Consider the following 20,368-nt stretch of genomic DNA (forward strand, 5'->3'; position numbering starts at 1 on the left):
ACCACGCCAATTGAACAGCATAAAAATCAGAGACTTACAATTTTTTCTATTAAATAATTCGGGTTACTAAAGGGGAGTCTTGCTTCCGAACTGAGCCGCTCCCCTTGTCCAAGCTTGAAAAAACACCACATGCGACTTCCGGCATCACTCCTGCGCGTTCACCACTTCTCCGTGGCGGGTGCATTCGGCAACGGCCAGTTCCAGGAAGGTCGGCGCGATGTCCTCGGGCTTTAACAGGGTTTCCGGATTTTCGCCAGGGTAAGCACGGGCGCGCATGCCTGTTGCCGTCTTGCCCGGATTGATCAAATTCGCCTTGATATTGGTCTTCAGGATCTCCTGGGACCACGTCTTGACCATGACCTCCAGGGCCCCTTTGGTGATGCCATAGGTCGCCCAATAGGGTCGGCGCCCATCCGACGCCCCCGAAGTCACGAAGATCGCCCGCCCGGCGTCCGACTGGCGTAACAGGGGCTCGAAGGAACGGATCAGCCGATAGTTTGCGGTCAGGTTGGTGGCAATCACCTGATCCCATTCCGTCGGCTTAATATGACTGATTGGCGTGAGACTCCCCAAGAGCCCGCCATTGGCCACCAGAACATCCAGCTTGCCGAACCGATCAAACAGGGCCGCGCCGATCTGATCGAGGGCATCAAAGTTGTTCAAATCCTCGGCGATCAAAGTGGGAGGAAGGCCCCCGTCTGCCTGGATTTCGTCGTCCAATTCCTCAAGCGCGCCCTTGGTCCGAGCCATGGCGATCACATGGGCCCCCTCGGCGGCAAACAGCTTGGCCACGGCCCGGCCGATTCCCCGGGAAGCACCGGTGATGAAACAGATGCGGTCTTGCAGGCGGCCGACCATGGGGGTTCTCTCCTGAAAATCAGTCTTAAAAGGGAAGAAAAAGAAGGAAACGGCGAGGCCCGCAGGCCCCGCCGACGTCCTGATTAATCGTTCAACAGAGTCATGCGGCGGATCGGATCCCGGCGGCGGTCTTCGTTCTGCAACGGATAGAACCCCGAGAAGCAGGCGTCACAAAACTGGGGCAGCTCCGTATTCCGCACGGCCACGCCCGCAGCCCGGTACAGCCCCTCCAAACTGATGAAAGCCAAACTGTCCACACCCAGAAGCTTGGCCATTTCCTCGAGCGAATGGTTGGCCGCCAACAGCTTGTCCCGCTCTGGCGTATCGATGCCGTAGAAACAGGGCCAACTGGTCGGAGGGCTGGCGATGCGCATATGCACCTCCGTCGCTCCGGCCTGACGGACCATCTCAACGATCTTGGTCGAGGTGGTCCCGCGAACGATGGAATCATCCACCAAAATCACCCTTTTGCCTTCCAACTGGCCACGGTTCGGATTGTGCTTGCGCTTCACCCCCAAATGACGGGTCTTATCCGTCGGCTGGATGAAGGTGCGGCCCACATAGTGGTTCCGGATGATGCCAAATTCGAAGGGCAAACCCGCTTCTGCGGCGTAACCGAGCGCACTTGGCACACCCGAATCCGGAACGGGAACAACCACATCGGCTTCCACATGGCTTTCCCGGGACAGCTCGCTGCCGATGGCCTTGCGCACATCATACACACTCCGTCCCTCCACAAAGCTATCGGGACGGGCGAAGTAGATGTACTCGAAGACGCAGAAGTGAGACGGTGTCCGGGGGAACGGATGGATCGAGCGCATTCCCGATTGATCCACGACGATCAGCTCGCCCGGCTCCACATCGCGAATATACTCGGCACCGATGATATCCAACGCACAGGTTTCCGACGCGAAGAGATAAGCGCCATCCAACTGCCCCAGCACCAGGGGACGAATCCCCATGGGGTCACGCACCCCGATCAGGGCGTCGTTGGTCAGCGCCACGATCGAATACGCGCCTTGGACCTGACGCAAAGCGTCGATCATACGGTCTTCCACCGAAGAACAGATGGAAATGGCGATCAGGTGGATGATCACCTCGGTGTCGCTGGTCGACTGGAACAGGCATCCCCGGTGGACCAGCTTATCCCGCAGGGTCATGGCGTTGGTCAGATTGCCGTTATGGGCAATCGCCAGCCCGCCGAAAGCGAATTCTGCGAACAACGGCTGAATGTTACGCATCACGGTGCCGCCGCTGGTGGAATAGCGCACATGCCCGATGGCCGAGGCGCCCGTAAGCTGGGACATGACCGTCTCGGAGGTAAAGTTCTCCGACACATGGCCGGGTCCCTTCACGGAGTGGAACTGGGCACCGTCGTAGGTGACGATGCCCGCAGCTTCCTGACCCCGGTGCTGCAGGGCATGCAGTCCCAGCGCCGCATGGGCTGCGGAGTCCGCGTCGGCAAAAACGCCGAACACGCCGCATTCCTCCTGCAGTTTATCATCGTCGAAGGGATTGGTGGAGATGTCGGTTTCGCTCAGGGCCATTGTCTCGGTTTCCCGTGGGGCGCCCGAAAGGGGACGACGCCCGGCGGCTAGGGTTACTGGGTGCTCTCGATAAGGCGGTTCATGTCCTCGCGCTGACCCTGGCCGTAACCGGGCACCTTGTTCGCGGGGGCATCCGGCGCCTCGGGCCGGGGGGTGTTCATGCGCTCGAATTCCTTTTGGACCTCATTCAGGGTCCGACCTGTCTTCAACAGATCTTCTGCGTCTTTTCTGGTGGCCTGGGCGTCGCCTTCCAGCCGCTGTCCCTGCGCCCGCCACGCCGCTGGCAGCATGGCCATGACAGTCGCCGTGCCCCGTTCGATCATAGGCATGCTCTTGGCCTGTCGCATCCAATCCGGATGATCTTGCACCGGAAGCAACCATGCCAGCACCGCATACAGTCCAATAACGATCATCCCACCCCGGAAGAGCCCAAAGGCAAACCCAAGGGTTCGATCCAGGGAATTCCGCGTTGCCATTTGGATGTGCTTGTAGATTTGGGTTGCGAGAATGGAAAAAACCAGCAGAGAAACGAGGAAAAGGACAACAACCGCCCCGATGTCCGCAGCCATGGGGGCACTGGGAACGAAGTCCGTAAACACCGGACCGAGAAGAGGAAGACCGAAATAGGCAACAAGAATCGCCCCCGCCAAGGCAAGCACCGACAGAAGTTCGTGCACGAGTCCGCGAAAGAAGGCCAGCACCGCAGAGATCACCAGGATCAACAACACCAGGGCATCCACGGGATTGACCGGCCAGCTTTCCATCTATTCCCCCTCCGAGGGTTGCGCATTCGGGACATCAAACAGGGTAAGCAGATCTTGAAGATGACCAATTTCCCGCATTCGCAGGCCATCTTTCTGGGTGTTCCCTTTGCGCCCCTTCGTTTCACGGGGGCGGTTGGGAACCAGGGCCTGTTCGAAGCCCAGCTTGGCGGCTTCCTTCAGCCGTAAATCCCCTTGCGAGACGGCGCGCACCTCGCCCGACAGACCGATTTCCCCAAAGATCACCATATCCGGCGGCGCGGGAATGCCGGTGAAAGAGGAAATCAAGGCCGAGGCTACGGCCAAATCTGCAGCAGGTTCAGAGATCCGGAGCCCTCCGGCCACGTTCAAATAAACGTCATTTCCGCCCATGGCAAGGCCGCACCGGGCCTCAAGCACGGCCATGATCATGGACAGGCGTCCGCTGTCCCAGCCAACCACCGCGCGCCGCGGGGTGCCCAGGCCGGACTGGGCCACAAGGGCTTGAATTTCCACGAGCATGGGGCGAGTGCCCTCGATCCCGGCAAAAACGCAGGATCCGGTGACATTGCCCCGCCGTTCCGCCAGGAAAAGCGCCGAGGGGTTGGGAACCTCCGTCAGCCCCGCGTCGGACATGGCGAACACACCAATTTCGTCCGTCGCACCGAATCGGTTCTTTACCGCCCGCAGAATGCGGAACTGGTGTCCCCTCTCCCCTTCGAAGTAGAGAACGGCGTCGACCATATGCTCCATGACCCGGGGGCCAGCCATTTGGCCCTCCTTGGTCACATGGCCCACCAGGAACAGGACAAAGCCGCGCCTTTTGGCCAAGCGAATGAACTCATGGGATCCCGCACGCACCTGGGCAACCGAGCCCGGGGCGGAATCCATGGTGTCCAGGTACATGGTCTGGATGGAGTCGATAACCACCACATCCGGTGGCGCGCCCGTATCCAGGCTGGCGATGATATCCCGCACGTTGGTGGCCGAAGCCAGAGCGACGGGAGCCTCCTCCAACCCCAGCCGCAGGGCGCGCAGGCGCACCTGATCAATCGCCTCTTCCCCGGAGATATAAACGCATTTCGCGCCACCCCGGGCCAGACCTGCTGTGGCTTGCAACAGAATGGTCGATTTACCAATGCCTGGGTCACCGCCCACCAGCAGGGCGGACCCGGGAACCAGCCCTCCTCCGGCCACCCGGTCGAGTTCCGCTAACCCCGTGGGCAGACGGGGTGGTGGGGCCGCAGCCCCCTTCATGGGAACGAATTCGATCTTGCGCCCGCCCCTGCCCCCGGTTTGCCCCTTGGGTAAAGCTTCGGCTGGGGCCTCTTCCTGGATGGAATTCCACTCGCCACAGGCCTCACACTTCCCCATCCAGCGGGAGGTGACCGAACCGCAGGACTGGCAGACAAAGCGGGGGGACAGCTTAGCCATAGCCGGGTTCAGGTCCTATCCGGTGTTTTGGGCGAAGTCGGCGTCTGGGACGCGGTCCCGCCATCATCAAACTGGCGTCGAGCCGCCTTGCCCTGCGCCTCCGCCTCCACAAAGGAGCGATCATGGGCCCCCTCCCGATCGGACCAATGCAGGATTTTCCGGGTGATGAACAGGTAGGGCCCCTTGTAGTATTTGCGCCACAAGCGGGAGGCCGGAGAGGGGCTTTTGACGATGGCCCATTCGCGGGCAGTCATTGCCTCAGGGCAATATTTGCGCTTGTGCTTAAGCAGATGCCGCAGGTCCTCCCGCGCCAGGGTGCGAAACCACCAACTCCGCGCCTTGTGCGTGCTCGCGATCTGGAAATCAATCAAAGCCGGGGACCCATCGGGACGCACCAACCAATTCGGCTCCTTCGCCAAGTCGTTGTGGGCAATGTTCAAGCGATGGATCTTACGCAACAGACGGAAAGCTTGGGCGTAATAGGCCGGATCCCGGGGTTGCGCATCCCACATGGGGTGGCCGTCAATCCATGCCCGGTAGAGGTCGCCCCCACTGTCGGACAACAGGGCCGGTGCCCAATCCACCATACCCAAGCGCTTGAGGGCCTTGCCTTCGTTGCGGCCAAGCCAGAGGGCTAGAGGGCGAACCCACCAGCGGGAATGGCCAATGTCCCGTCGCACAACGGGACGGTCACCCAATTCCGGCGCCCGGCCCAATTCGATTTTGCTGAACAGGTCGGCCTTCAGAAGCTTGTCAACCGTCCAGCCGGGGATGGGGGAAGGTCCCTTACGCATGGTGGAGACTCATGTCAGGCACGCACTGTCATTTGGATCGGTCCCTCGGCCCGGCCATGAACGAATTGATCCACGTAGGGATTGCCCGAATTGTAGACTTGGTCGGACGGCCCCACCCAGATCACCTTGCCCTGGTATAGCATGGCGATACGATCGGCAATCTTGCTGGCGCTGGCCATGTCATGGGTAATCGAAAGGGCCGTAGCACCCAATTCCCGCACGCATTTGACGATCAGATCGTTGATCACGTCGGCCATGATCGGATCCAGACCGGTCGTGGGCTCGTCGAAGAAAATCACATCCGGATTGGTGGCGATGGCCCGGGCCAGACCCACCCGCTTCTGCATGCCCCCCGATAATTCGGACGGAGACAGGTCCGCCACATCGGGGCTCAGGCCCACCTTACCCAAGGTCTCGATGGCGATATCCCGCGCATACTTGCGCTTGGCCCTGCCGCTTTGGATCAAGCCAAAGGCCACGTTTTCCCAAACGGGCAAGCTGTCGAACAGGGCCGCGCCCTGGAAGAGCATGCCGAACCGAGCGAGCATCTCCTCCTTCTCCCGCCCCAATTGGCCAATCGTCTCCCGACCATCAATGCAGATGGAGCCAGCGTCAGGTCGCATCAGGCCGAGGATGGATTTCAGCATCACCGACTTGCCCGTCCCCGACCCGCCGATGATCACCACAGATTCCCCAGACTGGACGGACAAATCCACCCCGTTGAGCACCTGCTTGGTCCCGAAGGCCTTTTTCAGGCCGCGCAGTTCGATTTTCGGCGTCTTGCTCATTGGGCGAAGAACAGTTCGGTGATGATGTAGTTGAAGACCAGGATGAGGATGGAGGCACTGACCACAGCGTTGGTGGTCGCCTTGCCCACCCCCTGGGCCCCACCCTTGGAATAGTAGCCATGGTAGCAGCCCATGAGCACAATCAGGAAGCCGAAGACCGCAGCCTTGCACAGACCGCTGATCACATCCAAGGGCTCCAGGAATTCCCAAGTCCGGGCAATGTAGTTCCCTGGATTGAAGCCCAGCTTGTAGGTCCCGATCAGATACCCGCCGAAAACCCCTAGAATATCGGCAACAACAACCAAAAGAGGCAACATCATCACCCCCGCGATCAAACGGGGTGTCACCAGATACTTGAACGGGTTGGTGGACAAGGTCGTCAAAGCATCGACCTGTTCGGTCACCTTCATGGTCCCGATTTCCGCCGCCATGGCCGCGCCAATCCGCCCGGCAACCATGAGACCGGCGAGCACCGGCCCCAACTCCCGGGTGATGGACAGAACAACCACGGTGGCGATGGCCCCCTCGGCGGAGAACCGGGCAAACCCGGTGTGGCTCTGCAGGGCCAGCACCATGCCCGAGAACAGTCCCGTCAAACCAACCACCGGCAGGGAGTAATAGCCGATCTCGACCATCTGCTTGAAGATCAACCGGGGATAGAGCGGAGGACGAAAACAGTGACTGACCGCAGCTCCGGTGAAAATGGACAGTCGGCCCACATGACGCAGGAAAGTCAGGAAGAACCGACCGATGACCGCCAGAAACGCCATCATGGGGCGTTCCCCTGCCCTGCACTGGATTGGGTCCCGCCATTGAAAAGGTAGGTCCGGGGATACCGTGACCCAAGGCGGGTCAGGATCTCATAGCCGACGGCATCGCATTCGTCGGCCAGGTCATCCACGCCATGTCCTGGACCGATCAACTCGATCCATCCTCCCGGATGCGCCAAACGTTCCGGCGCGTCCGTCACGTCGAAGGTGATCAAATCCATGGAAACCCGTCCGACGAGGGGCACCGGCCATCCCCCCAGACGACCCATGCTCCGGTTGCCCGCAGCCCGCGGATACCCATCCGCGTAGCCCACACCCACGGTCGCCAAGCGTCGCCCGGCTCCGGCATGATGGGTCGCACCATATCCAACGGGGCATGGGGTGTCAATCTGGCGGATTTGCAGGATTTTCCCTTGCAGACGAACCACTTGCCCCATGGGGTTGGGTGCACCAGCGGTCGGATTCCCTCCGTAGAGGGCGATCCCGGGCCGCCCCAGCTCAAAGCGGAATGCCGGATCCAGAAACAGGCCCGAGGAATTGGCGAGACTCGCCGGAAGCTGGGGGAAGGCCCGGGATACCTGCTGAAAGGTCGCCAACTGCTGGGCATTCAGGGGATGGTTTGGCTCATCAGCGCAGGCCAGATGGCTCATCAGAAGGACCGGCTCCATGGCCGCAAGGGGACTGCGGTCATGGATCAGGGTTTGGGTTTCTCTCCAGGATAGCCCCAACCGGGTCATGCCCGTGTCCACATGGAGGGCACAGGGAAGGCGACGCCCCACCTTACTGCAGGCCTCGCCCCAGGTGGCAATCTGATCGGGGCTGTTGAGCACGGGAATCACGCCATGAGCCACCATCTCCGCAGCCCCACCCGGGGGCGGCCCGGACAGAACGAAGATCCGTACCGACTCGGGTAACAGGTCCAGCAGAGTCAGCGCCTCGTCCACCTGGGCCACGAAAAAGGTCCGGCATCCGGCCTCCACCAGGGCAGGCAAAGCCTGGCGGGCGCCCGTGCCATAAGCATCGGCCTTCAGCACCGCTGCGCAGTCTATTCCAGAGGCTCGCTCCGGTGCCATACGTGCACGAAGCTTGCGCCAGTTGCCAACCAGGGCGTCAAGGTCAATGGTGAGGGCTGCCGTCGCGCGTTCCGGGATCATCAATACTCCTCGGGTGGGGGTTCGCCGCCCTGCAGATTGCCAAAGCGGGTGTAATTGCCGTCGAAGAACAGGCTGACAATACCGATCGGACCGTGACGCTGCTTGGCGACGATCACCTCAGCTTTATTATGGGCCCTTTCGCTTCGCTCCACCCAGGCAGCATGTCTTTCATCGAACCGTTCCCGGGTTTCTTCCGGCCTTTGGGACGGCTCAACGCGCTCCAGGTAATACTGCTCGCGATAGACAAACATCACCACGTCGGCGTCCTGCTCGATCGACCCAGATTCACGCAGATCGGACAGTTGGGGGCGTTTGTCTTCTCGCTGTTCCACCTGACGGGACAACTGGGACAGCGCCAGAACGGGAACGTTCAATTCCTTGGCCAGAGCCTTCATGCCCCGGGTGATGGCCGAGACTTCGTTCACACGGCTATCGCTCCGCTCGCCGGGATTGCCCTGAAGGAGTTGCAGGTAATCGATGACGATCAGCCCCAGACCATTTTCCCGCCCCCCGTGGGTCCGGGCCAAGCGACGGCACCGGGTTCGCATGGCACCGACCGACAGGGCGGGCGTATCATCAATATAAAGCGGCACCGAATGCAGGTTCGTGGCCGTCTGAAGCACCCTGTCGAAATCTTCGTTCGCCAAATCGCCGGTCCGCAGACGGTGGGAGTTCACCTCGGCTTGTTCGGACAGAATACGGGTGGCCAACTGTTCGGATGACATTTCCAGGGAGAAGAAGACGACGGATTTCGCGGGCTCTCCCTCCTGGGCCCTCTCCCGGAAAAAAGAGGCCGCGTTAAAAGCGATGTTGGTGGCCAGCGCTGTCTTACCCATCGACGGACGCCCGGCCAGGATCAAAAGGTCACTGTCGTGCAAACCACCCAGCTTTTTGTCGAGGTCGGCCAGCATGGTCGGAACACCCGAGAGTTCGCCGTCTCGCTTATGGGCCAGTTCCGCCAAATTAATGGCGCCAATGAGCGATTCCTTGAAGGTTTTCGGCCCACCGTCCTGCTGTCCCGTGGTCGCCAGTTCGAACAGGCGTTTTTCCGCGTTTTCAATCTGAAGGACCGCCGAGCTATCCAATTCCGCCTGGAAGGCCTCGTTGACCAGATCCGTCCCCATGGCAATCAGCTCGCGCCGCAGATGCAGGTCGTGAATGAGGGTGCCGTAATCCTCGGCGTTGATGATGGTCACCACCGAATCGACCAACTGGGCCAGATAGCGGGCGCCCCCCACCTCCGCCAGCTCCTCCTTGTGCTCCAGATAGGGCTTCAAGGTCACTGGATTGGCCAGATGCCCCCGCTCCACGAGGGTCTGGCAGGCATCGTAAATCGTCGAATGGGCCGGATGGGAGAAATGATCGGCCCGCAGAAAGTCGCTGACCTTCTCCAACACCCGATTGTTGGTCAGAATGGCCCCCAGCAAGGCTTGCTCCGCCTCCAGATTGGCCGGTGGTTGGCGCGTGCTCATCAGTTCGCCATCCTCCCCCTGGCCCAACTCCGCATGGCCCAACGCCCCCTGGCCGACTGCAACGGGGCTCGGCTCAACAGTACCCGACATCTCATACCCTGAAAAACCGGCCTCCGACATGTCGTGGTCGGGCATATCGGCATAAGCCGAATCCGGAATGGGCTGATCCGGCGGAGGAAGGGCACCATCATCCATGGGGGGGTCCGTGGGAGTATCGGTCATGGCGGGAGTGTATCAGTCAGAAAGGGGTGTTGGAAAACCTCCCTGAAGACATCGGGACATTTCCCATAAAAAAGGGAAACGGCGCGCCCTCCGGGGAGACCGCGCCGTCCTTGATCTTCAACGGCCCCCAGGCGGGCGACCGTTAGGCCCTTAAGCCTGGTCGATGTCGCCTTCGTAGGAGGGAAGGTCCTCCTCATCCTCGTGCACGACTCCGTCAACCTGCTCCTCGCCCCCTTCGGCTTCGGCGACCGTCGCCTCTTCGGTGCTCGCCAGCAGCGCGGCGGCGGCAGCTTCGGCCTCAGCGGCGGAACGGGCGATCACGCAGGTGATGGTGATCACCACTTCCGGATGCAGGGAGACCCGAGTGTCGAACCGACCCAGTTCCTTGATGGGCTGATTCAGCAGCACCTGCTGACGGCTGACGGTGAACCCATCTTCCTTCAGGGCATCGGTGATATCGCGGGCGGTCACCGACCCATAGAGCTGACCGCTCTCGCCGGCTTGACGGATCATGACCAGATTCAGGCCTTCCATCTTGACGGCAACGGCCTGGGCCTCTTCCTTGCGCTTCAGATTGATGGCTTCCAGCTCGACCTTCTTGGAGTCGAAGTACTCCATGTTGGCCTTGCTCTTCCGCAGAGCCTTGCTCTGGGGCAGCAGGAAGTTCCGGGCATAGCCGTCCTTCACCTTCACCACATCGCCCATAAACCCAAGGTTCTCGATCCGCTCGAGAAGAATCACTTCCATCATCGTCATGTCTCCCGGGTCCCTATGGACCCTATCCGGTCTTGGGCGTTGCCCAAGGGTTTAGATCGTTTACGAATTCAAGCCCCTCCCGAACGCGGTGGTCCGGGAACGACAATTCGCCGTTTTATGGCGAATTCCACAAATCCAGCGACCGTCAGGGCAATAAGCGACACCGACGATCCCAGGATAAACAGGATGTAGAACCCAACCAGCGCCATCTTGGGCTGGGGAAGGGTTCGTGCAGCCGCGTGCACCAACACGAGACCAAGAAAGACCAGCGGTACAGACAGCATGATCGCGGCATTGGCCGCCAAATAGCCCACATCACCGGGCAGAACCACCCCCGCGACGCCCAAAACAAGGAACAGAACCGGCTGCCACCCAGGCAAGGCAAGGGTCCGGTAGTTCGGCGTTGGCCGCCGCGCCACACCGCGCCGCGCCGCCCACCATTGAGCAACCACTCCCCCAACGGCCACCAGCGTCAACCAATAAGCGAGGAAGGTCCCTGGCACATTGGCAGGAATACTTTTCAACAACTCCGCCTGAACCGTCGGATCGGCGCTGGCGGAAAACTCGGAAATCATGGCAGCCATGACCTCCGTCACCAAATCCCTCAACGCGCCGTCTTCATGCAAGCCACTATCAGACGGGAGGATCGCCGCAGCGTAAGCGGGCAACCCCAGGGCAAACAGGATCAGGAACGGCACACCGGAAGCGGACAGCCAAGCCAGGATATGTCCTGGCGGGTACCAAGCGTCCGGCCCATCCTGGGGGGTGAGCGGCCGCCCAAGCCCCGGAACAGGGCGCATCGCCAAAAGGGCGACGACCAAAGCGGGCAGCAACTGCAGACAAGCGTAGGTCGGAAGCATCGCCGAGGGAAGAACGATCAGGGTGGCTGCGCCCGCGGCCAAACCGGCGACCAAGGCCCCCACGGCCCCGAAGCGCAAACCGCTGACCATGATGGGGATCACCGAGGCCTGCATCAACATCAAGCCAAGCACCGGAACATAAAGCACCGAGGCAAACAACATGGCACTCGCCAAACCAGCGAGGATCGCCTGGTGCGGGATCCGGGTCATGGGACCTTCTCTCTCCCCAGGTCCGGTCTGGAACGGACCCAATTCCGAAATGCAAGAGGGTGACTTGAGACGTGCCTTCCACCAGCCCCCCTTCGACCCCTCCCGCAACATACCTGGGGAAGGAGCCCTTCAGGGCGGAGGAGAATCGGGGAAGGGATAGACAGGATGTCGACCCCACCCCGCCTTGAACACGGGCGGAGCAGGGTCGACGGTCCGGTCTTACTTCATCACGTAAGGAAGCAGAGACAGGAACCGGGCGCGCTTGATCGCGCGGGCCAGCTCACGCTGCTTCTTTGCGGACACCGCAGTGATACGGCTGGGAACGATCTTGCCACGCTCGGAGATGAACCGTTGCAGCAGCTTGATGTCCTTATAGTCAATCTTCGGGGCGTTGGCACCGGAGAACGGACAGGTCTTCCGACGACGGAAGAATGGACGACGGGGAGCGGGCATCATTCGCCTCCTTCACGCTGTGGACGACGGTCGCCACGGTCACCGCGAGGGGCCCGGTCACCGCGATCTCCCCGGTCTCCGCGATCACCACGGTCGGGGCGATCCCCCCGTTCGCCACCCCGACGGGGGCCGCGCTCGGGTCGATCGTTTTTCTGCATCATCGCCGAGGGGGCTTCCTCCAGCTCATCGACCTTAACGGTCATATAGCGGATGACGTCCTCGTTCAGACGCAAACGCCGCTCCATCTCGTGGATGGCAGGCGCCGGCGCATCGATATTCAGGAACAGGTAATGCCCTTTCCGGTTTTTCTGAATCCGGAAGTGGAGCGTGCGCAAACCCCAGTATTCCCGCTTGGTGACCGAACCGGCCCCCTCGGAAATCATGGCGGACACTTCATCACCCAAGGTATCAACCTGGGCGTTGGAGATGTCCTGGCGCGCAATAAGCGTGCATTCGTACAAGGCCATTTTGTGGTCCCTTATGGCTTTTCTCTTCCCCCGTTCCGTCATCCGAAAGATCACGAAACTAAGGCATAGCCGATCGATGGGGTCATCGATGGCAAGGGTTCTGGAAGGGGCGGACTATACACACCCAACGGCTTGACGCAAGCGAATCCGAAATCCACTGCGACCCTCCCTTGGCCCGAACCTTGCTTCCCATCCCCCAGTGTCATCCAGAAGGAGGAAGAATATGCCGACTGATTCAACCCAAGCCGCCGTCTTGGGTGGCATGGCCTTAGGGGCACCGACCACCGACCCCGCGACACTGGCGGCCCAGCGCAGTGCCGCTAAGGAGGCCGCACGCAAGGCGGACATCGCCACCATCAAGGAAAAAGGCTTCTCCACCTATGTCGCGGAATTACAGGAGCAGAAAAGACAGGAAATGCGCGACAAAATCCTCGAAGCCATGGGGCTGGATGAGGATGCCCTAGAAAAGATGTCACCGGAAGAACGGAAAGCCATAGAAACCCTCATTTCCCAGGAAATCCAGCGCCGGATGACCGCCAACTCCGTCATCAACGAACAGAACAATGGGGCCGACGGGAAAGAGAGCCAAAACGACGGCAAGACCGGCTCCTTTCTATCCAGCACCCTGGCGCCCAATCAGGATATCCTGCGCGTCCTGCAGGAAGCCGACCAGACCGCGCTTGGAAACCAACACCGCGAAAAGGCGAGCGAACAGAAAAAATCTGCATAACCGGGCAGATCTTGCCGAGAGGCAGCTGAATTAGGTGCCTCCGGCTTGACATTCCGCTCCCTTACCGTCTTTCTAGCCGCCCACGCGCGAAAATTCGGATCGCTCCGATGACAGCGCATCAGAATAATCAGCGGCTTTTTGACACAGCTTTTCGGGAGCACACCATGACTCGCGCATTCGTCTTCCCCGGACAGGGATCCCAGGCCGTCGGCATGGGCCAAGCCCTAGCCGAAGCCTTCCCCCTGGCCCGCGAAGTCTTTGAGGAGGTCGACGATGCCCTGTCGCAGAAGCTGTCAGCCCTCATGTTCGATGGCCCGCTTGAAGAGCTGACCCTGACGCAGAACGCCCAGCCTGCACTGATGGCCGTTTCCATGGCGGTGGCGCGGGTGCTGGACCACGCGGGCATAAAGGTCGCCGACACGGCCATTATGGTGGCAGGCCACTCCCTGGGAGAATATTCGGCTCTGGCCGCCGTCGGCTCCCTTGGGCTGGCCGACACGGCCCGCCTGCTGCGTATCCGCGGCGAGGCCATGCAGAAAGCCGTCCCCGTCGGTGAGGGCGCCATGGCCGCCCTGTTGGGCCTGAGCCTGGAAGACGCCCAAGCCGTGGCCAAAGAAGCCGCCCAGGGCGATGTCTGCGAGGCCGCGAACGATAACGCGCCGGGCCAAGTGGTGATCAGCGGAAGCAAGACCGCCATCGACCGGGCCATTGAAATCGCCAAAGGAAAGGGGTGCAAGCGGGCCATGCTTCTGCCAGTCAGTGCCCCCTTCCATTGTGCCCTGATGGCCCCCGCAGCCGAGGTCATGGCGGAGGCACTCTCCAAGGTCACCATTCGCGTGCCGTCGGTTCCCCTGGTGGCCAACGTGCGGGCCGCCCGGGTCACCGACCCCGAGGAAATTCGCCAATTGTTGGTAGAACAGGTTACCGGATCGGTGCGGTGGCGCGAAGGCGTGCTGCATATGGCCGAAAACGGGGTCACTGAACTGGTGGAACTGGGGTCGGGCAAGGTCCTCGCCGGGCTGGCCAAACGGATCCACAAAGACCTCACCGCCCGCTCGATCCAGGGCCCTGCAGATGTCGAAGCCTTCGCCAAGGACGTATAGTCGTCCCCTGACCGCCCTTGTCCAGACATCCAATTCCCCATATACCCATCTACTAAGAGCTTAAGGATCTTAAGATGTTCGATTTGACCGGCAAAAAGGCTCTGGTGACCGGCGCCTCCGGCGGGATCGGCGCTGCCATCGCCAAAGCCCTGGCCGACCAAGGCGCCGCCGTGGCGCTCTCGGGCACCCGACAGGACGCTTTGGAGACGACAGCGGCCACAATTTCGGGCGAGTCTTCCATCCTGACCTGCAATCTGTCAGACCCCGACGCCGTCGAAGGCTTGATCCCAGCCGCCGAGAGCGCTCTGGGCGGTCTTGACATTCTGGTGAACAACGCAGGACTGACCCGCGACATGCTGTCCATGCGCATGAAAGACGAGGAGTGGTCCCAGGTCATCGACGTAAACCTGACCGCGACCTTCCGCCTTTGCCGCGCTGTCCTCAAGGGGATGATGAAACGCCGCTGGGGACGAATCGTCAACATCACCTCCATCGTCGGCGTCACCGGCAATCCAGGGCAAGCGAACTACGCCGCCTCCAAGGCGGGGATAATCGGGATGAGCAAGTCCATGGCCTCCGAGGTCGCCACACGTGGGATCACGATCAATTGCGTGGCGCCAGGCTTCGTTGCGACAGCCATGACCGACAAGTTGAGCGATAAGCAGAAGAGCGCAATTCTGCCCCATATTCCCGCAGGCCGGATGGGCACGCCGGAGGACATTGCCTCTGCCGTTACCTACCTGTCCAGCGCGGAAGCCGCCTATATCACCGGCCAAACCCTGCACGTAAACGGTGGAATGGCCATGATCTAGGTAATGGAAATCCAACAGGATTTCCTGGAAGATTTGACAGCGAGGGCCGGAAACAGGATGTTTGTGCTTCCACTCTCGCCCTTGCACTGGTCTTCCCAGAACAAGTGTGTTAGGCAAGGCGCTCCGTGCGGAGGCCGATCCTTCTTCAAGGTGGCGATCATGCCGACCGCCGCATCCATCAAAAAACAGTGACTTCCAAGGATTAGACGAAAATGAGCGACGTCGCCGACCGCGTTAAGAAGATCGTTGTCGAGCACCTGGGTGTCGAAGAAGCGAAGGTGACGGAAAACGCCAGCTTCATCGACGATCTGGGCGCCGATAGCCTGGACACCGTGGAATTGGTCATGGCGTTCGAGGAAGAATTCGGCTGCGAAATCCCCGACGATGCGGCCGAAAAAATCCTCACCGTCAAGGATGCCATCGACTTCATCCAGTCGAACAACGGATAATCCCAAGCCTTTGGGAAGGAGACGTGGAGCGGTCTTCAGGCCTCATCGACCCGAAGGAGACCCCTTCGTTTCGGCCAGCGTTCCTTCCCGGGTTTTGGATTGACCGCAACCTATATGGACAGTGATCCCGATAGGTTGACGGCCTTGCAGTGGATCAGGAGAAGTCGGGAGATGGCCGCTCTGGCGCCGTCCCCCGAAATCCCTTCTGTTCCGTTTGGGCCATTTTCCGACTACCCCGCCTTGGGGCGCGGGTCTATCGGGTTGGCGATGGGGGGAGGCAGTCTCCGCCATCGTGTCACCCCTCCGGACTGGTCACGATGCAGTCTTGTGGAGACGCTTTCCTCTGGAACCATCTTCAAAGAGGGTATCGAGCGCACAATGCGCTGACGAACTGTCTGGTGGTCGGCTGGCTGAAAAGCTTTGCCGCCGGTCACCGGGCACTTTAAACTTGACCGCCGCTATTAATGGGACATAGGCACGCCATGAGACGAGTTGTCGTCACCGGGCTGGGAATGGTTTCGCCCCTGGGACTGGGGGTGAAGGCCAACTGGGAAGGACTGACCCAGAGCCGCTCCGGCATTCGTAAGATTGACCGCTTCGAGGTTTCAGACTTGGCCGCACAGGTGGCCGGACTGATCCCCGGCAAGGACCAACCCAATGGGTTTGATCCAGACGCCCTGGTTACGCCCAAAGAGCGGCGCCGCATGGACGATTTTATCGTCTATGGCCTCGCTGCAGCCAAAGAAGCCGTCGAAGATTCCGGTTGGATGCCCGAGGACGAAGAGGCCCTCGAACGCACGGGCGTGATGATCGGATCCGGCATTGGCGGTCTCCCCTCCATCGCAGACACCGCCCTGCATCTGGAAAAAAACGGCCCCCGCAAGATCAGCCCCTTCTTCATTCCGTCGGCGCTGATCAACCTGGTTTCCGGTCATGTGTCCATCCGCTATGGGTTTAAGGGCCCGAACCATGCCGTGGTCACCGCTTGCTCGACAGGCGCCCATGCCATTGGCGATGCCTCCCGCCTGATCATGTTCGGAGACGCCGATGTGATGGTGGCCGGGGGCGCTGAGGCGGCTGTCTGTCGGATCGGCGTCGCCGGGTTTGCCGCCGCGCGCGCACTGGCGACCAAATTCAACGACACCCCGGAAACCGCATCCCGACCCTATGACCGCAGCCGCGACGGCTTCGTCATGGGAGAAGGCGCCGGCGTTGTGGTGCTTGAGGAATACGAGCACGCCAAAGCCCGGGGCGCAAAGATCTACGCAGAAATCGTCGGCTATGGCATGTCAGGGGACGCCTACCATATCACGGCGCCGGCCGAGGATGGGAACGGGGGAGCCCGGGCCATGAGGGCCGCCCTAAAGAACGCCAAGTTGAACGTGGAGGACATTGATTATGTCAATGCCCACGGGACGGCGACCATGGGCGACGTCATTGAACTGAACGCCGTGAAGCGGGTGTTTGGTGATCATGCCTATAAGCTGACCATGTCCTCGACCAAGTCGGCCATCGGGCACCTGCTGGGCGCTGCGGGCGCGGTGGAAGCCATCTATTCTATCCTGGCGATCCAGAACAATCTCGCTCCGCCGACCTTGAACCTGCATGATCCGGATGACGGCTGCGATATCGATCTGGCACCGTTAGTGGCCAAGGAGCGCCCGATCAAACGCGCCCTGTCCAACTCCTTCGGGTTTGGCGGCACCAACGCCTCCCTGATTATTGCGGAAGCACCCTAGAGTGAAATGGGATCACCTTGGGACAAGCTGGCCCCATTCCACTCTCATTCCATAAGTTTTAGAGTATCTTCGAGGCCAAGTTTGGTCACAAAGCGATCCAACTTGGCCGCGGAATACTCTAAAACAAGAAGCGTTGGAGGGAGTGGCCGGATAGCGGCTGTTGGCTGGTACCCGCCCCTCCCCGCTTCGCCCCGGGAGCATCCCGTCAAGCCGAAACGGGGAGCATGACGACCTTGCGCGCCTTTCTTGCCCTCCTCCTCTTCATTGCGACCCTGGGGCTTGCCGGGTTCATGGGTTATGCCTATGTGACCGGTGAATTCCGGGCCAAGGGTCCGCTGGCCGAAGAACGGACCGTTGTGATTCCCCCGGGCAGCGGGGTTGACGCCATTGCCCAGACCCTTGCCCAGGAAGGGATCATCGCCGAGCCGCTGGTGTTCAAAATTGGGGTCCGCTTGTCTAAGACCGGACGCCAGCTCAAGGCCGGTGAATATCAGTTCGAACCGGGTGTAAGCCCCGCACAAGTCATGGATCTTCTCGTGGCCGGCGCGGTTGTCCAGCGCCGCTTCACTGTGGCCGAGGGGCTGACCACCGCGACCATCCTGGATATCATTCGCGGAGTCGAGGGCCTCAAGGGTCCCATCACCTTAGCCCCTGCAGAGGGCGCCCTCCTCCCCGAAACCTATAACTTCCAGAAAGGTGACACCCGGGACTCGGTGATTCGACGCATGGAAAGAGCCATGACCGAAACCCTGGACCGTCTGTGGGAAGGGCGGGCCGAAGGGTTGCCGATTTCCACCAAAGAACAAGCCCTCATCCTGGCTTCTGTGGTTGAGAAGGAGACGGGAGTCGCCACGGAGCGGCCCATGGTGGCCGGTGTCTTCATCAACCGCTTGCGCAAGGGCATGCCGCTACAGTCTGACCCTACGGTTATCTACGGCCTGTCAGAGGGCACCGGCCTCCTCGGGCGGGGCTTGACCCGCAAGGACCTGGGGAAAGAGCACCCCTGGAACACCTATCGGATTGGCGGCCTTCCCGCCACCCCCATTTGCAACCCCGGAACCGACGCCATCGCTGCTGTTCTACACCCGGCGGACACCGATGCCCTGTACTTCGTCGCCGATGGCACAGGAGGACACGCCTTCGCCCGGACCCTGGATGAGCACAACCGCAATGTCCGGGCTTGGCGGAAAGTTCAGAAGTCCCAGCCTTCCCGCCAGTAGATTCAGGCAAGCGCTTCGCGCCGTTTCCTTTCATTGAGGAACAGGCCCCACCACATCTTCCGTCTATTGACACACCGCATCGAATAAATAGGCCGGTTGGCCTCCCTTGTTCCAGGCCCTGGCCGGGGGCAGACCATCCTCTCCCAAAGTGTTTCCCTCGCCCACACTCGCCCAGCTTTTTGAAGCGCAATCGACTATCCGTTGCAGTTTCAGGGGCTCCGGTTCATCCCGTCCGATCAACAGAAGTTGAACCCAGACCTTTTGGGGATAGTCCGGATTGGTGCGCGTTTCCGGCTTATCAAAAATCACCAACCCCGAGTCCTGGGGAAAGATGTAGGTCCAAGGTTCAAAGGGACTTTCCGAGGGAATGCGCTGGATCACCGCCACGTCCTTCGGCAAGGCTGCGGCAATGCGATCCGCCCATGTGTATCGGTTCCAGGAATTGAAAAGGATGACCGTCACTCCGACGGTCACAAGAAGCAGGGTTTTGGGCGCCTTACGTCCGGTGATTCGGAACACAAGCATCAGCAGTCCCGCCGCCGCCAGACCCACGCAGGCAACGACAATCAGATCAAACAACATGGAAAGGTCTCACTCCAATTAGAGTATTCCGAGATCAAGTTAGGTCACTTCGCGTACGGTACACGCCAATGTCTTATATTTTTTGGGCGATTGCCCAAACCCATTTGGTGGCAAATGCCCCCAAACCCCCATTTTTCTTTTACAAATAAGAGCTCGGCGCCTGGGGGCTTTTGGCCCCAGTGGGGGACGGGGCAAAGCCCCGTGATGGGAAAACACCCCCTGTCGTGTATCGTGGCCCAGTTTGACTCAAGCTGATCCCGTTGCGCTCTAGCTCAGTAGATCGCCCATTCGGACGGCCTTCTTCCGGCCTTCCAGGGCCGAAGCCTGGACAAGCATCAATTCAGCGGTGCCAATGGCGTCAACCAGGGCATCATGGGCGCGATAGCGGGGCAAACCATAACGGTCCCGGATCCGGGCCAGCCGCAGGTCCCCCTGCTTGATCTCCCGATTGCTCCGCGCGAAGGCCTTGCGCTCCAGCACCATGGTATCGACAAAGGGAATATCGAGGGGATTGCCATAAAGTTGGCGGCAAGCCCGACTGAGGAAAAACCGCTCCAGTCGCGCGTGGTGGGCAATGGGCACCCGCCCTGCCATGGCCTTCAGCACATGGGGCATAACCTCGCCCAGACTGGGCGCATTCTCCAGATGCCCATCCAGGATCCCGTGGATCACCGCCGTTTCCTCCGGCACCGGGCGGTGGGGCCGGATCAGGTGATACCCGGCCTCGGACAGCTTCACACGCCCTTTGATCACCGGTACATAGCCAATGGACAGGATCTCGTCATGGTCCGGATCCAGGCCGGTGGCTTCCAGGTCGATGGCCAGGAATTCCACCCGATCCCAGGGCAGATCATGGGTGCCATAATCCTTGCGATAGTATTCCTTCAACGGCCCATGGGGCGCCCGCATACCCAACCACCAGCGGCGCAGGTCGATGCCGAAGACATGGCGCCACAGGGGCTCCATGGTGTGGACATATTTGTCATAGGCCTTGTCCACCATGCCGGTGCGCAGACGGGTTTCCTCGATCCCCTCCCAGTCGTCCTCGCGGGGCGGGGCGCCCTCATGGGGTGAGGTATCCTCATGGGGTGAGGTATCCTCGTGGGGTGGGGCGCCCTTACGGGGTGGGGCGCCCTTACGGGGTGGGCCCTCATCGGGGAAAGGGGCATCAGCAGGGCTCCCTTCCGGCGGCTTTTCCTGGGTCATGG

21 protein-coding genes are annotated in these 20,368 nt (G+C 60.7%); 6 read left to right on the forward strand and 15 right to left on the reverse strand.

The window, feature by feature from the left end; genetic code table 11:
• Nucleotides 1–144 precede the first annotated feature (144 nt).
• The 13 genes from ACLIRY_RS11795 to rpsF form a co-directional block, all read right to left on the reverse strand.
• Entirely contained in the window at nucleotides 145–858 is a 714-nt protein-coding gene (locus ACLIRY_RS11795; protein ID WP_413205587.1) for an SDR family NAD(P)-dependent oxidoreductase, read from the reverse strand.
• 83 nt (nucleotides 859–941) lie between these two features.
• Nucleotides 942–2,405, reverse strand: a complete 1,464-nt coding sequence (purF, locus tag ACLIRY_RS11800; protein WP_413205588.1) for an amidophosphoribosyltransferase — start codon at nucleotides 2,403–2,405, stop codon at nucleotides 942–944.
• 53 nt (nucleotides 2,406–2,458) lie between these two features.
• Nucleotides 2,459–3,169, reverse strand: a complete 711-nt coding sequence (locus tag ACLIRY_RS11805) for a CvpA family protein (RefSeq protein WP_413205589.1) — start codon at nucleotides 3,167–3,169, stop codon at nucleotides 2,459–2,461.
• Entirely contained in the window at nucleotides 3,170–4,579 is a 1,410-nt protein-coding gene (gene radA / locus ACLIRY_RS11810) for a DNA repair protein RadA (protein WP_413205590.1), read from the reverse strand. It lies immediately after the preceding gene.
• A gap of 8 nt (nucleotides 4,580–4,587) precedes the next feature.
• Nucleotides 4,588–5,373, reverse strand: coding sequence for a hypothetical protein (locus ACLIRY_RS11815; protein WP_413205591.1), 786 nt, complete (start codon nucleotides 5,371–5,373; stop codon nucleotides 4,588–4,590).
• Nucleotides 5,374–5,387: 14 nt separating this feature from the next.
• On the reverse strand, nucleotides 5,388–6,161 hold the full coding sequence (locus ACLIRY_RS11820) for an ABC transporter ATP-binding protein (protein ID WP_413205592.1): 774 nt from the start codon (nucleotides 6,159–6,161) through the stop codon (nucleotides 5,388–5,390).
• Nucleotides 6,158–6,931, reverse strand: a complete 774-nt coding sequence (locus tag ACLIRY_RS11825; RefSeq protein ID WP_413205771.1) for an MlaE family ABC transporter permease — start codon at nucleotides 6,929–6,931, stop codon at nucleotides 6,158–6,160. Before ACLIRY_RS11825 ends, ACLIRY_RS11820 begins: the two co-directional genes overlap by 4 nt.
• Nucleotides 6,931–8,085 carry an alanine racemase gene (gene alr / locus ACLIRY_RS11830; protein WP_413205593.1) on the reverse strand — a complete coding sequence of 385 codons (1,155 nt, stop codon included), beginning with the start codon at nucleotides 8,083–8,085 and terminating at the stop codon, nucleotides 6,931–6,933. The genes ACLIRY_RS11825 and alr overlap by 1 nt, the downstream gene beginning before the upstream one ends.
• Nucleotides 8,085–9,557, reverse strand: coding sequence for a replicative DNA helicase (locus ACLIRY_RS11835; RefSeq protein ID WP_413205772.1), 1,473 nt, complete (start codon nucleotides 9,555–9,557; stop codon nucleotides 8,085–8,087). The genes alr and ACLIRY_RS11835 overlap by 1 nt, the downstream gene beginning before the upstream one ends.
• A 372-nt stretch (nucleotides 9,558–9,929) precedes the next feature.
• Nucleotides 9,930–10,526, reverse strand: a complete 597-nt coding sequence (gene rplI, locus ACLIRY_RS11840; protein ID WP_413205773.1) for a 50S ribosomal protein L9 — start codon at nucleotides 10,524–10,526, stop codon at nucleotides 9,930–9,932.
• Between the two features lie 77 nt (nucleotides 10,527–10,603).
• Complete coding sequence (locus ACLIRY_RS11845) at nucleotides 10,604–11,605, reverse strand: hypothetical protein (RefSeq protein WP_413205594.1); 1,002 nt, start codon at nucleotides 11,603–11,605, stop codon at nucleotides 10,604–10,606.
• 219 nt (nucleotides 11,606–11,824) lie between these two features.
• A complete protein-coding gene (rpsR, locus tag ACLIRY_RS11850; protein ID WP_413205595.1) occupies nucleotides 11,825–12,061 on the reverse strand; it encodes a 30S ribosomal protein S18 in 237 nt (78 codons plus the stop codon).
• A complete protein-coding gene (gene rpsF / locus ACLIRY_RS11855; RefSeq protein ID WP_413205596.1) occupies nucleotides 12,058–12,525 on the reverse strand; it encodes a 30S ribosomal protein S6 in 468 nt (155 codons plus the stop codon). The genes rpsR and rpsF overlap by 4 nt, the downstream gene beginning before the upstream one ends.
• Nucleotides 12,526–12,748: 223 nt before the next feature.
• Here rpsF and ACLIRY_RS11860 point away from each other — a divergent pair, with 223 nt between their 5' ends.
• The 6 genes from ACLIRY_RS11860 to mltG all read left to right on the forward strand — a co-directional run bounded on the left by ACLIRY_RS11860 (nucleotide 12,749) and on the right by mltG (nucleotide 18,578).
• Nucleotides 12,749–13,255, forward strand: a complete 507-nt coding sequence (locus ACLIRY_RS11860; RefSeq protein ID WP_413205597.1) for a hypothetical protein — start codon at nucleotides 12,749–12,751, stop codon at nucleotides 13,253–13,255.
• A 164-nt stretch (nucleotides 13,256–13,419) separates the two neighbouring features.
• Nucleotides 13,420–14,358 carry an ACP S-malonyltransferase gene (fabD, locus tag ACLIRY_RS11865; protein ID WP_413205598.1) on the forward strand — a complete coding sequence of 313 codons (939 nt, stop codon included), beginning with the start codon at nucleotides 13,420–13,422 and terminating at the stop codon, nucleotides 14,356–14,358.
• A gap of 74 nt (nucleotides 14,359–14,432) precedes the next feature.
• Nucleotides 14,433–15,170: a 3-oxoacyl-[acyl-carrier-protein] reductase gene (gene fabG, locus ACLIRY_RS11870; protein ID WP_413205599.1), complete on the forward strand. Its 738-nt coding sequence runs from the start codon at nucleotides 14,433–14,435 to the stop codon at nucleotides 15,168–15,170.
• Nucleotides 15,171–15,382: 212 nt separating this feature from the next.
• Complete coding sequence (locus tag ACLIRY_RS11875; RefSeq protein WP_413205600.1) at nucleotides 15,383–15,619, forward strand: acyl carrier protein; 237 nt, start codon at nucleotides 15,383–15,385, stop codon at nucleotides 15,617–15,619.
• A 482-nt stretch (nucleotides 15,620–16,101) separates the two neighbouring features.
• Nucleotides 16,102–17,358, forward strand: a complete 1,257-nt coding sequence (gene fabF / locus ACLIRY_RS11880; protein ID WP_413205601.1) for a beta-ketoacyl-ACP synthase II — start codon at nucleotides 16,102–16,104, stop codon at nucleotides 17,356–17,358.
• A gap of 224 nt (nucleotides 17,359–17,582) precedes the next feature.
• Nucleotides 17,583–18,578, forward strand: a complete 996-nt coding sequence (gene mltG / locus ACLIRY_RS11885) for an endolytic transglycosylase MltG (protein WP_413205602.1) — start codon at nucleotides 17,583–17,585, stop codon at nucleotides 18,576–18,578.
• Between the two features lie 63 nt (nucleotides 18,579–18,641).
• Here mltG and ACLIRY_RS11890 read toward each other — a convergent pair whose 3' ends face one another.
• Nucleotides 18,642–19,160, reverse strand: coding sequence for a hypothetical protein (locus ACLIRY_RS11890; RefSeq protein WP_413205603.1), 519 nt, complete (start codon nucleotides 19,158–19,160; stop codon nucleotides 18,642–18,644).
• Between the two features lie 267 nt (nucleotides 19,161–19,427).
• Nucleotides 19,428–20,366 carry an exonuclease domain-containing protein gene (locus tag ACLIRY_RS11895; protein ID WP_413205604.1) on the reverse strand — a complete coding sequence of 313 codons (939 nt, stop codon included), beginning with the start codon at nucleotides 20,364–20,366 and terminating at the stop codon, nucleotides 19,428–19,430.
• Between the last annotated feature and the right edge of the window lie 2 nt (nucleotides 20,367–20,368).

The organism is Rhodospirillum sp. A1_3_36 (genome assembly GCF_047263945.1).
Taxonomy (GTDB): Bacteria; Pseudomonadota; Alphaproteobacteria; order Rhodospirillales; family Rhodospirillaceae; genus Rhodospirillum.